This window comes from Vibrio owensii CAIM 1854 = LMG 25443 (genome assembly GCF_000817815.1).
Lineage (GTDB): Bacteria > Pseudomonadota > Gammaproteobacteria > Enterobacterales > Vibrionaceae > Vibrio > Vibrio owensii.
Genome location: NZ_JPRD01000016.1, coordinates 82,996 through 96,674, shown reverse-complemented (window position 1 = coordinate 96,674; position 13,679 = coordinate 82,996). Strand labels below are relative to the sequence as shown.

The window sequence follows — 13,679 nt, the reverse complement described above, 5'->3', positions numbered from 1 at the left end:
AAGTGAACGGCATTAGAGCCAGTGCTCGGTCTTTTTTATTTAAATAACTTCTCGGCGCGAACTGGGGCGCTAAAGCGGAAGCCTTGTCCGTAGATACAGCCGCGCTCGAATAGGTATTGAGCTTGTTCGTCGGTTTCGATGCCTTCGGCGACCACTTTCAATGACAGGATTTGTCCCATCGCGTTGCTGTCGGTGTTGCTTGGCACATCGCTTACGAAAGAGCGGTCGATCTTCAATTTGTTGATTGGCAAACCTTTGAGGTAAGACAGTGACGAGTAACCGGTACCAAAGTCATCAAGAGAGATCTCAATACCGAGCTCGCGAAGCAAGTTGAGTGATGCGATAGCTTGTTGTGGGTCAATCAGCAAGAAGCTTTCGGTGATTTCCAGCTCTAGACGGTGCGCCGGGAATCCGGTCTCTTTGAGAATCACACCAAGTTTGCTGATGAAGTCTGATTGTTGTAGCTGAAGAGCCGATACGTTCACCGCAAGCTTGCCAAATTCAATGCCGTTATCCAGCCATGCACGACCTTGCAAACAAGCTTGCTCCAAGACCCATTTACCAATGCTTTGAATCAGGCCCGTTTTCTCTGCAATCGGGATAAAATCTGCCGGAGAAATCATTCCAAGATCGGGATGTTGCCAGCATAGCAGGGCTTCTACGCCAACCAGTTCGTTTGCACTTAAGTTGTATTGCGGTTGGTAAGCTAAATGAAGTTGGTTCTTCTCAATCGCCTCATGCAGAGCAGACTGCATACGCACGTGAGACACGGATTTATCGGTCAAATCCGGTGAGTAGAACGCGTAGCCGTTACGACCGTTTTTCTTCGCCAAGTACATGGCAGTATCGGCATTCTTGAGCAAGGTTTCGCTGTCTTGTCCGTCTTGAGGATAACGAGCCACGCCCACGCTGGTGGAGATGCGCAGAGATTCGTTCTTGCTGACTTCAAAAGGACGGTTGAACAGGCAGAGTATGTCCTCAATAGTGTCGATCAGCTGCGAATCCGATTCGATATTCGGCAATATGATGACAAACTCATCGCCACCGATACGTGCCACATGAGCGCGTAAGTGCAGCACATCTTGCAGGCGTTCAGCGAGTTTAGTCAGCAGTTGGTCCCCACAGAAGTGCCCCATGCTGTCGTTGATGTGCTTGAAGTGGTCGATATCGAGGAACAGGGTCGCAAACGCGTGTTGATGCTTCTGACCATTCTCAATGTGCTGTTCTAGCAAGCTGATCAAATGGGTACGGTTAGGAAGGTTGGTCAATGGATCGTAAAACGCCATGCGTTGCAGCTTTTCTTCGTGCGCTTTACGTACCGAGATGTCTTCAAACACACAAATGTAGTTGATCAGATGGTTCTTATCGTCCATTACCGCACTGATGGTGGCGAGTTGTGGGTAAATGCTGCCATCTTTTTTGCGATTGATGAATTCACCTTTCCACTGACCTTTGCTTTCTAGCTGACGCCACAACTGTTGATAAAACTCGCGGTCGTGATGCCCAGAACGCAAGATATTCGGGTTCTTACCGATCACTTCTTCTGCTGCATAACCAGTGATGTGGGTGAAGGCGCTGTTTACATCAAGAATGTTGGCTTTGCGGTCAGTAATCACCATCCCTTCATGGGAGTTATCGAAGATTTTCGACGCCAATGACAACTGAGTCTCTACCATTTTTCGACGAGTGACGTTGCGTGTCATACCCAAAATACCAATCAGCTCTCCGGTTTGATTGCGGATTGGCGACTTGATGGTTTCCAACCAGGTTGGGTTGTTGTTGTCATCAATTAGGGTGCACTCTTCAACCGTGTTTTGGCTGCCTGTGGCGATCACCAACTGATCGGTATCAATGAACTTCTTCGCTCGACGACTGCTGAACAACTCGAAGTCATTCTTGCCGACGATTTCACTGCCCGTCATTTGCCAAGAGTCTTCAACGCTGCGGTTGGTCATCGCGTAGCGACCATCGGTGCTTTTTATCCACGTGTGGTCTTCTAAGCAATCAATGAATTCTTGTAGGGATGGCAGTAAATCTGGCAATTGAACATCGTGACGCTGCTGCTCTTGATGATAAGTCTGAGCAACATCAAAGCCTACACGTCCAGCCAATGCGCTTAACCACCCAGAAATGACAGCATCTTGCTCAGTTGAATGAACCAACGCGAAGGCAGCAAACAGCTCACCGCTTGGGAGCCATACCGGGCAGTAACTCAAGGTTTGGTTTTGAAAGGGCGTTTGTTCAACAACAAGCTGAGGATAGATAAAGTGCTCAGTGGCAGGTTCGAGAATCGTGACGACTTCACGATGATGTTGCGGAGATGTCGCCACCTCACTCAAGCGCCATTGGCGAGTGTAGCTGAAAGTATAAAGCTGACCGTGCGCCTGTGTGGCATCACAGCATTGTTGCAGAGCCTGTTTCCAGTCTGTCATCAATGCAGGGGAGATAGCGAAGCGAAACATAATTAATAAAGCATCCTGAAACGCCCTTGGAATAGTATGGTGAACATCTGACTCAGCGTTCATATCGGGCTTTAGCTATATCGTATCCAAAGCCCGAACAAATCCAAGCAAGGAACACTTCATTAATCGAGTAAACTGTTAGCTAGCTCTCTTTTTTATAAATCGCGTCTCATTTTTGCAATAGTTTCGGACGTCATCATTGAGCGGTATTCGTCTGTTTTTGCTTTTTGCCGAACTTTACTTGTTGAATCACCAAGCCGCTGATGATCAGCACTAAGCCAATCAAAGTGGATGGGTGAATCTCTTCACCAATGATGGTGGCAAGCAGCATGAGCGAGATGAATGGTGAAGCGAAAATAAGGTTGCTGATGCGTGCGGTGTTCTCGGTGAGCTTGAGTGCCGTTAGCCACAACACGAAGGTTACGCCCATCTCAAACAAACCAACATAAGTCACTGCAGCCCAACCTTTCGCGGTGATTTGGCTCCAGTCTGCGCCTTCATAAATGCTTAAACCAATCGCAAACGGAATCGCAACCAGAAAGTCCAATAGCACGCCCACCACAGGGTCGGCTTTGTTTTTCGTGTTGAGAATCCAGTAACTTGCCCACAGCAATGTTGAAAGTAGCGCTAATCCCACACCAAGCGGACTCTCGAATTCCATTCCCAACACGTTACCTTTAGTGGCAATTACGATGACACCCAAGTAACTAAAGCCGCAAGCAATCCAGTCTTTATTGCGGATCTTCTGCCCCAAGAAAACCGCCGCCATCAAGGTGAGCGTGATCGCCCAACTGTAGTTGATCGCCTGCGCTTGGGAGGCTGGCAATAAGTCGTATGCTTTAAACAAGATGAGGTAGTACGCCAGTGGGTTAATCAATCCGAGCAGTAAGTAGTACCAAGGATTGGCAAGAAACGTTGAACTGAGCTGATTCAACTTGCCTTGCACGCCACATACCACGATGAGCGCAATAGCCGAGACAATACTCGCCATGGTCAGCATCTGAATCGGTGAGAATTCCGCCAAAGTCAATTTAAATGCGGTCGCTACTGTTGACCAAAGTAATACCGCTGATAGCCCAAATCCTAGGGCGCGACGCTCGTTCATGATGCCTCTGTGTGATGATGTACCGCTCATCGCTGTTGGTTTGAGCAGGTGTGTGTATGTTGTACGGAGCGCCTAGTGTATGCGAGGATTTTTCATCCAACAAACTGGACATTTATCCAGTATGTAAATACCATTATTAAAGATAAAAAACACAGGCTAACTCGCTATTATGCAATGGATTCTTGAGCATCAATCTCTCATTCTGTCTTCTCTTTTTACCGCGACCATCAGCGGTGTTGCAGTGGGTTGGTGGGTTAAACAACGCTTTGCCACGCAAACTCAATTGCTCGAACAGCAGCTCTCATCTGAAAAACAGCTTCATCAACAACAACTTGAACAGGTGAAGCAAAGCCTCGCCGAAGCACAGCAAGAATTGGATGAGCTTGATGATGAGCGAGATAAAGCGGCTTTCGAGGTGCGCCAAACTCACGGTAAATTGATGGCGGCGATGGAAAAGCTGCGTTACTTCGAAGCAGTGAAGCAAGAGCGTCAGCAGTATTTTGATGAGCTAGGGCAGATGCGAGAGCACAAATCGCGTCTTGAAACACAACTTGGTGAGCAGCAAGCACGCCACGAGCAAATTAACCAAGCCAATGCCGAAAAGCTGCAAATTCTTGAGCAAGCAGAAGTGCGTTTGAAGCAGCAATTTGAACACTTAGCGAATCAGTTGTTTGAAGAGAAAACCGCCAAAGTCGACATACAAAACCGTCAGAGTTTGGAAGGTTTGCTGTCTCCACTTAAAGAGCAACTGGAAGGGTTCAAAAAGCAAGTCAACGATAGCTTTAGTCAAGAAGCCAAAGAGCGTCACACCTTGGTGCATGAGTTGAAGAACCTGCAACGCTTGAACGAGCATATGACCCGAGAAGCGGTTAATCTGACTCAAGCTCTGAAAGGTGACAACAAGCAGCAGGGCAACTGGGGTGAAGTGGTTCTGGCTCGGGTATTGGCAGAATCTGGCTTACGTGAAGGGCATGAGTACCAAACTCAGGTGAGCTTGCAAAATGAAGCAGGCAAGCGCTATCAGCCGGATGTGATTGTTCACTTACCGCAAAACAAACAAGTGGTGGTCGATTCGAAAATGGCGCTGGTGGCGTACGAGCGCTACTTCAACGCGGAGAACGACATTCAACGAGAGCAGGCGCTGAGCGATCACTTAGCCGCGCTGCGCGCCCACATCAAAGGCTTGAGTCTTAAGGATTACCACCAGTTAAAAGGGATCCAGAGCTTAGATTATGTGTTGATGTTTATTCCGGTGGAGCCTGCATTCCAAGTCGCGATTCAAGCTGACCCAAGTTTGGTTAAAGATGCGATGGAACAAAACATTATTTTGGTCAGTCCTACCACTTTGCTGGTGGCGCTACGTACGATAGATAATTTGTGGCGCAACGAACGCCAAAACGAAAACGCCCAATTGATCGCGGAACGAGCGGCGAAGTTGTACGACAAACTGCGCTTGTTCATTGACGACATGGAAGGGCTGGGCGGCGCATTAGACAAAGCGAACCAAACGTACCAGGGGGCGATGAATAAACTGGCAACAGGGCGTGGCAACGTGATTCGTCAGGCGGAAAGCTTCAAGCAATTAGGAGTGGAAGTAAAACGTCCAATCTCGCCAGATCTTGCTCAGTTGGCGCAGACAGAGTCATTTTCGGAAAATGCTTCTTTAGTAGAAAGACATCCGGCTGAGGATAAAGTAAACTAATCGCCCGCAGTACAGAGGGCGACCCTATTTGTTATCAACCGCCCCGTAGTGAGAAAGTGCTGCCCAAGAGGAATCAGAATGACGGACACAAGTGTGCAATCAAATACAGCGTTAGATAACGACACTACCCACTTTGGTTTTACCACAGTGGCAAAAGACGAAAAAGTGACCAAAGTTGCCGAAGTTTTCCACTCAGTGGCAGCAAAATACGACATCATGAATGACTTGATGTCAGGTGGCGTTCATCGCCTTTGGAAGCGTTTTACTATTGATTGCAGTGGCGCTCGTCCGGGACAACGTGTTCTTGACCTAGGTGGTGGTACTGGCGACCTGACGGCGAAGTTTTCGCGCATTGTTGGCGACCAAGGTCACGTGATCCTAGCGGACATCAACAACTCAATGCTGAATGTCGGTCGTGACAAACTGCGTGATAACGGCATTGTGGGTAACGTGCATTACGTTCAAGCGAACGCAGAAGAACTGCCGTTTCCAGATGATTACTTTGACGTGATCACGATTAGCTTTTGTCTACGTAATGTGACCGATAAAGACAAAGCGCTGCGCTCTATGTTCCGCGTATTGAAGCCAGGTGGTCGTCTGTTGGTGCTTGAGTTCTCAAAACCAATCCTGGACCCACTATCAAAAGTGTACGACGCATACTCATTCCACCTATTGCCAAAAATGGGTGAGCTAGTAGCGAACGACGCAGACAGCTACCGTTACCTAGCAGAATCTATCCGTATGCACCCAGACCAAGATACGTTGGAAGGCATGATGAAAGAAGCGGGCTTCGAAAACACCAAATACTACAACCTAACGGGTGGTATTGTGGCGCTGCATCGCGGCTATAAATTCTAAGGATAAGCGGTATGCCATTTGAACCTCTTATCACTGCCGTTATTGAAACGACGCTAAATACGCTGATTAAAGACGATCCTGAATTGGGTCGTCGTTTGTCACGTCTTAAAGGTCAGGTGATTCAAATTCATCTGAAAGAAATCAATAAGACACTGACGTTCATCTTTAGCCAGCAAATTGATGTTTTGGGTAATTACGAAGGTCAGCCAGATTGTTATCTGTCGCTGAATCTAAGCGTACTGCCGGAGCTACGCGATCAAGCCAACATCACTCGCCTTATCAAGCAAGATAAACTTGAGCTTGAAGGTGACATTCAATTGGCACAGAAATTCTCTCAATTGATGGTGGATTGCAAACCCGATATCGAAGAGTGGCTGTCTCGCGTGACAGGTGATGTCGTGGCTCATACTTTTGTGCAAGGTACCAAGAACGTCGGCGGTTTCTTTGCTTCTCAAGCAGAAAAACACCAGCGTCATCTTGCTCAAGTGGTAACAGAAGAGTGGAAACTGGCGCCAGCACCGCTAGAAATTGCCCACTTCTGTGACCAAGTGGATGACGTTCGTAGCCAAGCCTCTCGCGTTGAAGCGCGTCTAAACGCATTACTAAAAAAGTTCGATTCGGATAAGCCTGCGCTGGAGAACTCATGACGCCAGCAGAAATAAAGCGCTTATACCACATCATTAAAGTTCAGCTGGAATATGGCTTGGATGAGTTGTTGCCCGATCATCAACTGACCAAAGCGCCGCTTTTGATGCGCAAAAGCCTATTCTGGATGAAGAACAAGCACCCAGAAAAACCGCTGGGTGAACGCCTTCGTCTCGCTCTACAAGAACTTGGTCCGGTTTGGATTAAGTTCGGTCAGATGATGTCGACTCGTCGCGACCTTTTCCCTCCGCATATCGCTGATCCTCTTGCGCTTTTGCAAGACCAAGTTGCGCCATTTGATGGGCAGTTAGCGAAAGAACAAATGGAACTCGCTCTGGGCGGTCCATTAGAAAACTGGTTTACTGAATTTGATATCAAACCGTTAGCGTCTGCGTCGATTGCTCAGGTGCATACAGCGCGATTAAAAGACACTAACCAAGAAGTGGTATTAAAGGTCATCCGTCCAGATATTCGTCCGGTCATTGATTCAGATCTAAAACTGATGCACCGAATGGCGCGTATAGTCGCCGGAGCGATGCCTGAAGCACGTCGTTTGAAACCAGTTGAAGTGGTTCGCGAGTACGAAAAAACCTTACTTGATGAGCTCGATTTGCGTCGTGAAGCGGCGAACGCGATTCAACTGCGTCGCAACTTCGAAGGCAGTGAAGAGCTTTACGTACCAGAAGTTTTTCCTGACTTTAGTAATGAAACTGTCATGGTTTCTGAGCGAATATATGGCATCCAAGTCTCTGATATTGAAGGCTTGGAAGCTAATGGCACCAATATGAAATTGCTCGCGGAACGCGGTGTGAGTGTGTTCTTCACTCAGGTGTTCCGAGACAGCTTTTTCCATGCCGACATGCACCCGGGCAACGTGTTCGTTAAACCGGAGCATCCAGAGAATCCGATGTGGATTGGGCTGGATTGCGGGATCGTTGGTACACTTAATAGTGAAGACAAACGCTATCTGGCGGAAAACTTCCTCGCTTTCTTCAATCGTGACTACCGCCGCGTAGCGGAATTGCACGTTGATTCGGGGTGGGTACCTGCCGATACCAATGTCGATGAATTTGAATTTGCGATTCGCATTGTGTGTGAGCCAATCTTTGCTAAACCACTGTGTGAAATCTCTTTCGGTCACGTACTGTTGAACCTATTTAACACTGCGCGTCGATTCAATATGGAAGTGCAGCCGCAGCTTGTATTGCTACAAAAAACGCTGTTGTACGTCGAAGGACTGGGTCGCCAGTTATACCCGCAACTAGATTTGTGGGAGACCGCGAAACCTTTCCTTGAAGAATGGATGATGAACCAAGTCGGTCCGCAAGCTTTAGTGAATGCCATTAAAGACCGTGCACCGTTTTGGGCAGAGAAGTTACCGGAACTGCCGGAGCTGCTTTACGATAGCCTTAAACAAGGTAAAGCCATGAATCAACGCATGGATCAGCTTTATCAAGGTTACCGTCACAGCAAGCGTCAGCAGGCGACAGGAAAGTTTTTATTTGGCGTTGGAGCCACTTTAGTCGTATGCTCGGCAATATTGGTGGATAACGCTTATGAGCAGCTATCGATCGCTAGCGGTATCGCAGGGGTCACATTTTGGTTGTTTAGTTGGCGAGCTTATCGTCGATAGACGTTAAACTCTTGAAATAATTTTGTTTAAAGACCCGAGGTAAAAAGAATGGGTGGTATCAGTGTTTGGCAACTTCTAATCATTGCTGTAATTGTTGTATTGCTATTCGGAACTAAGAAACTACGCGGTATCGGTGGCGATCTGGGTGGTGCCGTTAAGGGCTTCAAAAAAGCAATGAGCGAAGATGAGCCTGCGAAGAAAGACGACAAAGACGCAGACTTCGAGCCAAAAAGTCTAGAAGAGCAGCAAAAGAAAGAAGCAGCTCCTGAATCGAAAAAAGACAAAGAGCAGGCGTAAAACGTGTTTGATATCGGTTTTTGGGAACTGGTATTAATATCTGTTGTTGGTCTGGTTGTTCTTGGTCCAGAGCGTTTGCCACATGCCATCCGCAGTGTCTCTCGTTTTGTCGGAGCAGCGAAGAGTATGGCAAATAGCGTCAAAGACGAGTTGTCACACGAGCTGAAAGTTCAAGAACTGCAAGAAAACTTGCGCAAAGCTGAGCAAATGGGGATGGATGATCTGTCTCCTGAGCTGAAATCTTCGGTCGAAGAGTTGAAGAAAGCGGCGCAATCTGTAAACCGCCCTTACGCGGAACCAACCAAATCAGAAGCGGAGCCTAAACAAGAGGCGCCTGCGACTGAAACCGTTGAGAAAGCGGAAGAGATTAAGGTTACAGCGGCAGATAAGAAAGCCGAATAGTCTCATTAGGAGGAGCTACTAGTGATTGGTAGCTCCTTTTTGATCAGGTTTTAAAAAAGAGGTTTGCCATGTCTACCGTCGAGCAGACACAACCTTTAATTAGTCATTTATTAGAACTTCGCAACCGACTGCTCAAAGCCATTGCTGCAGTACTGGTGGTGTTTGTTGGACTAATTTACTTCTCTAACCACATTTATGAGTTTGTTTCAGCACCTTTGGTAGAACGCCTACCTGAAGGTGCAACGATGATCGCAACTGATGTGGCTTCACCGTTTTTCACACCTTTGAAGCTAACCTTGATTGCTTCGGTGTTTATTGCGGTGCCGTTTATCTTGTACCAAGTATGGGCCTTTGTAGCGCCAGGTTTGTACAAGCATGAACGTCGATTGATCATGCCATTGCTATTCTCTAGCTCATTGTTGTTCTACTGCGGTGTGGCGTTTGCTTACTTCGTGGTATTCCCACTGGTGTTTGGTTTCTTTACTGCTATCTCTCTTGGTGGGGTAGAGTTCGCAACCGACATCTCAAGTTACCTCGACTTTGTACTGGCGCTGTTTATGGCGTTTGGTATTGCGTTTGAAGTACCTGTGGCGATCATCTTGCTATGTTGGACTGGCGCGACCACACCACAAGATCTGAAAGAGAAGCGTCCATACATCATCGTGTGTGCGTTTATTGTCGGTATGTTACTCACGCCGCCGGATATGATCTCGCAAACTCTACTGGCAATCCCGATGTGTTTGCTGTTTGAGGTGGGTTTGTTCTTCGCTCGTTTCTACACACGTAAAGATGAAGCAGAAGAGACGGAAGCTGAAGAGTAACTTTTGCTTCGTACTATAGAAAAGCGGCTTTGTTAGCCGCTTTTTTTGTGTTTTTAAAACCTAGCCAAGTTATCTCACGCGCTTTATGTATCCGCATCGTGAGCAAACATACACCTCTTTAAACCCCAATAATTTCTCCCAAAGCCTGCGCTGACGACGTTGTAAGTAACCCCCATGTTTGCACATACATATCCCTATTTTTATTGTTGTTTACTTGGGAAACTTTATGTGATGTTAGTTCCAATGTTAAATGAGGCTTCTATATGCGATTCAGTAGGTTATCTACCAAATCAATACGATCACATTTAACAGAATAAAGTTCTAATTAACTTGAGTGGAAGTATGGTGCACGTTTGAAACGAGTTGAAAGGTTGTTAGGTGGAGTGAGTTTGACTGTGTAACGACTTGTAATTATTGAAGGTGTGAGAGAGCGGGAAAGGCGACCCATGAAGAGTCGCCTTATTGCGGTTGGATTGGACTGAGCCAATTATCTCAGCTTAAGGACATGCCCACATTTAGAGCAGACATATACTTCCTTAATGCCTAAGATTTTTTCTAGAAAAGTTCGTTGCCGACGTTTTAGGTAGATTCCATGTTCACACATTATATGACTTCCATATTCATTTTTATGAGTATGCGTGAGCAAGTATAGGTAAAGATTTTGTCTTGTTTACGAGACTGAGGAATTTGTTAAGACTCTCTCTTAACGTATGCGATGTTCATTATGTTTTTGTGTAAGTGTCTTGTTTGTCACTAATTTACATAACAATTCTGAACCATTGTCTCGTTGTTACTTCACTTTAATGATATATCCGCATTTAGTGCACACGTAGAGCTCTTTGATGCCCATAAGCTTTTGCACTAGAGTGCGTTTTTGACGTTTTAAGTAAATACCATGTTGGCAAGTATTCATTGATTGCCCACCTTGTCGAATGTGTGGGCAATATTTTAAGAAGGGCAGGAGTTACATCTCAATAGCACGTTATTTATACTTTCAAATATAATGCTATGAAATATAAGAGAATGTTTGATTGTAACTTATATAAGTGCAGATCTTAGTCTAAGTTAAACAGCGTTTCTGCGTTTTTGGTCGTTAGAGCATCAATCATTTCAACGCTTTCCCCACGCAGTTCCGCCACGCGCGCCGCCACTAAAGAAGTGTAAGCTGGTTCGTTACGTTTCCCACGATGCGGTACTGGCGCAAGGTAAGGGCAGTCTGTTTCTAGAATCACCCAACTCATGTCCAGATGTGGGATAACCTTATCCATACCACCATTTTTAAATGTAGAGACACCACCCAGACCTAAGTGGAAGCCTAGCTCATTGATTGCTTGCGCTTCTTCTACACTGCCACCAAAACAGTGGAATACACCACGTAAGCTGCCGTCTTGTTCTTGACGAAGTAAAGTCAGCGTTTCTTCAATTGAGTCACGAGTGTGGATAACGACAGGTAAATTCATCTCTTTTGCCCAGTTCAACTGAGTCACAAACGCCATCTCTTGTTCTGCGCGGAAAGTTTTATCCCAGTACAGATCGATACCGATTTCACCCACTGCAATGAAGTTATGCTTTTCAAACCAGCCGCGGATGATTTCCAGTGTTTGCTCGACATTGCCATCGACGTAACACGGATGCAGACCCATCATCGAACGACAAACCTCAGGGTAAGCTGCTTCAGTTTTTAGCATTGGCTCAATAGACTCAAGATCGATGTTCGGCAGCAGGATTCTATCAATGCCTTGTTCTAAAGCGCGCTTCACTACCTCGTCGCGGTCGTTATCAAATTCGCTAGCGTAAATATGAGCGTGAGTATCGATCATGGTTGGTCTCTATGGTTCATCGGTGTATGGAATTAGTGAGAAGTATACTTGAGTGTGAGTGCGGGGTCATTTTCGGTTTTTTTCATGCCGTTTTTCCATATTGCTGCTCGCAAGGTGCATCAAGAGTGATATGATTTTGCCACCAGATGATTTGATCATCGTAACCTTCCAGACAAGGAGAAAGTGGTGTCTGTATCAATTCAAGGTCCATTCCCTGCACGCCGTATGCGTCGTATGCGTAAGCACGATTTTAGTCGTCGTCTGATGGCTGAAAACCAAGTTTCAGTAAACGATTTAATTTACCCAATGTTCATTCTGATGGGTAAAGATCGTCGTGAAAGTGTTGAATCGATGCCGGGTGTAGAACGTTTGTCGATTGATTTAATGCTAGAAGAAGCACAATACCTAGCAAACCTAGGCGTACCAGCAATCGCGCTTTTCCCTGTCGTAAACCAAGACGCTAAAAGCTTATGTGCTGCTGAAGCATACAACCCAGAAGGTTTGGTTCAGCGCGCAGTACGTGCATTAAAAGAGCACGTGCCTCAAATCGGTGTGATCACAGATGTGGCACTCGACCCGTTCACTACTCACGGCCAAGATGGCATCATCGATGAAGATGGCTACGTGATGAATGATGAGACAACTGAAGTACTTGTAAAACAAGCGCTGTCTCACGCAGAAGCGGGCGCAGACGTGGTTGCACCATCAGACATGATGGATGGTCGTATCGGTAAAATCCGTGAAGCACTAGAAGAAGCGGGTCACATCCATACTCAAATCATGGCTTACTCTGCGAAGTACGCATCAAACTACTACGGTCCATTCCGTGATGCAGTTGGTTCATCAGCGAACCTAAAAGGCGGCAACAAGAAAAACTACCAAATGGACCCTGCGAACACAGATGAAGCGCTACATGAAGTGGCTCTTGATATCAATGAAGGCGCAGACATGGTGATGGTTAAGCCAGGTATGCCTTACCTTGATGTGGTTCGTCGTGTTAAGACTGAGCTTCAAGTTCCAACGTTCGCTTACCAAGTTTCTGGTGAGTACGCGATGCATAAAGCAGCCATCATGAATGGTTGGTTAAAAGAGCGCGAGACCGTGATGGAATCTCTGCTTTGCTTCAAACGTGCAGGCGCGGATGGCATCCTGACTTACTTCGCGAAAGATGTGGCAGAGTGGTTAGCAGAAGAAAACGCACAAACTGCTGAGCACCTAGTAAAGACTCAAGAAGCGACAGACGAGTAATTATCGCTCAATGAGAAAAACCAGACCGACAATTGTTGTCGGTCTGAATATACCCAAGTAACCTCAAGACGGAATACACACGGCTTGAAGTTACTTGGGTATATTTATTTCTGGAGAGTAAGACAATGACAATGCTGATTCGTGAAGGCACGCTGGAAGAAGCGATCCAAGTGGTGGCTCGTGTTACTGAGTTTGCACGTGGTGAGACGGTTGAATCCATGGCTGAGCGCCTTGGAGAGAATAAGAGCCTAATCTTAGTGGCTGAGAAAGCTGGGGCGATCCTTGGTTTTAAAATTGGCTACGAATTAGATGATTACACCTTCTACAGCTGGTTTGGTGGCGTGGCCCCAGAAGCGCGTAATGAGGGTGTGGCGCAGATGTTATTGGAAGCACAAGAAGATTGGGTCGCTGAGCAAGGCTACAAAACGTTAAAAGTGAAATCTCGTAACCAATTTCCAGCCATGCTTCGCTTGTTGCTAAGAAATGAATACATCATTGAAAAGTTTGAAGAAAAACCGAACCTACGTGAGTCTCGTGTGCACTTCATTAAGGCACTATAAAAAATAAATGAGATTTTTTCTCATTTAGGTGTTGACTGTCAAATGAGAATCATTATTATTAAACCTGTCTTAGGGAATGAAGAAAGTTCACAAGGACGTTGAATTGCTAATTAACTGCGGTTTATT

The 13,679-nt window shown here is 46.4% G+C and carries 12 protein-coding genes; 9 read left to right on the top strand and 3 right to left on the bottom strand.

Annotated features, from left to right (window positions below; all coding sequences use genetic code 11):
* Positions 1-35 precede the first annotated feature (35 nt).
* Both H735_RS11225 and H735_RS11220 read right to left on the bottom strand, forming a co-directional pair.
* Positions 36-2,462: a sensor domain-containing protein gene (locus H735_RS11225; protein ID WP_020195463.1), complete on the bottom strand. Its 2,427-nt coding sequence runs from the start codon at positions 2,460-2,462 to the stop codon at positions 36-38.
* Between the two features lie 196 nt (positions 2,463-2,658).
* Positions 2,659-3,567, bottom strand: coding sequence for a DMT family transporter (locus H735_RS11220; protein ID WP_020195462.1), 909 nt, complete (start codon positions 3,565-3,567; stop codon positions 2,659-2,661).
* A gap of 169 nt (positions 3,568-3,736) precedes the next feature.
* On the opposite strand from H735_RS11220, the gene rmuC reads away from it, so the two are divergent.
* From rmuC to tatC, 7 genes are all read left to right on the top strand, one after another.
* Entirely contained in the window at positions 3,737-5,269 is a 1,533-nt protein-coding gene (gene rmuC, locus H735_RS11215; protein WP_020195461.1) for a DNA recombination protein RmuC, read from the top strand.
* A 78-nt stretch (positions 5,270-5,347) separates the two neighbouring features.
* Positions 5,348-6,127 (top strand): bifunctional demethylmenaquinone methyltransferase/2-methoxy-6-polyprenyl-1,4-benzoquinol methylase UbiE, encoded by a 780-nt coding sequence (gene ubiE, locus H735_RS11210; protein ID WP_005434558.1) that lies wholly within the window; start codon positions 5,348-5,350, stop codon positions 6,125-6,127.
* A gap of 11 nt (positions 6,128-6,138) precedes the next feature.
* Positions 6,139-6,774: a ubiquinone biosynthesis accessory factor UbiJ gene (locus tag H735_RS11205; RefSeq protein WP_020195460.1), complete on the top strand. Its 636-nt coding sequence runs from the start codon at positions 6,139-6,141 to the stop codon at positions 6,772-6,774.
* A complete protein-coding gene (gene ubiB, locus H735_RS11200) occupies positions 6,771-8,405 on the top strand; it encodes a ubiquinone biosynthesis regulatory protein kinase UbiB (protein WP_020195459.1) in 1,635 nt (544 codons plus the stop codon). Before H735_RS11205 ends, ubiB begins: the two co-directional genes overlap by 4 nt.
* A gap of 48 nt (positions 8,406-8,453) precedes the next feature.
* Positions 8,454-8,702 carry a Sec-independent protein translocase subunit TatA gene (tatA, locus tag H735_RS11195; protein ID WP_005429959.1) on the top strand — a complete coding sequence of 83 codons (249 nt, stop codon included), beginning with the start codon at positions 8,454-8,456 and terminating at the stop codon, positions 8,700-8,702.
* Positions 8,703-8,705: 3 nt separating this feature from the next.
* Positions 8,706-9,104, top strand: a complete 399-nt coding sequence (gene tatB, locus H735_RS11190; RefSeq protein WP_005430029.1) for a Sec-independent protein translocase protein TatB — start codon at positions 8,706-8,708, stop codon at positions 9,102-9,104.
* Positions 9,105-9,172: 68 nt separating this feature from the next.
* Positions 9,173-9,925 (top strand): twin-arginine translocase subunit TatC, encoded by a 753-nt coding sequence (tatC, locus tag H735_RS11185; protein WP_005434551.1) that lies wholly within the window; start codon positions 9,173-9,175, stop codon positions 9,923-9,925.
* A gap of 1,055 nt (positions 9,926-10,980) precedes the next feature.
* Here the strand turns inward: tatC and H735_RS11180 are convergent.
* Positions 10,981-11,745, bottom strand: coding sequence for a TatD family hydrolase (locus H735_RS11180; protein WP_020195458.1), 765 nt, complete (start codon positions 11,743-11,745; stop codon positions 10,981-10,983).
* A 186-nt stretch (positions 11,746-11,931) separates the two neighbouring features.
* Between H735_RS11180 and hemB the strand changes: the two genes are divergently transcribed.
* Both hemB and H735_RS11170 read left to right on the top strand, forming a co-directional pair.
* Positions 11,932-12,993: a porphobilinogen synthase gene (gene hemB / locus H735_RS11175; protein WP_009707990.1), complete on the top strand. Its 1,062-nt coding sequence runs from the start codon at positions 11,932-11,934 to the stop codon at positions 12,991-12,993.
* 125 nt (positions 12,994-13,118) lie between these two features.
* Entirely contained in the window at positions 13,119-13,553 is a 435-nt protein-coding gene (locus H735_RS11170) for a GNAT family N-acetyltransferase (protein WP_020195457.1), read from the top strand.
* Positions 13,554-13,679: the final 126 nt, after the last annotated feature.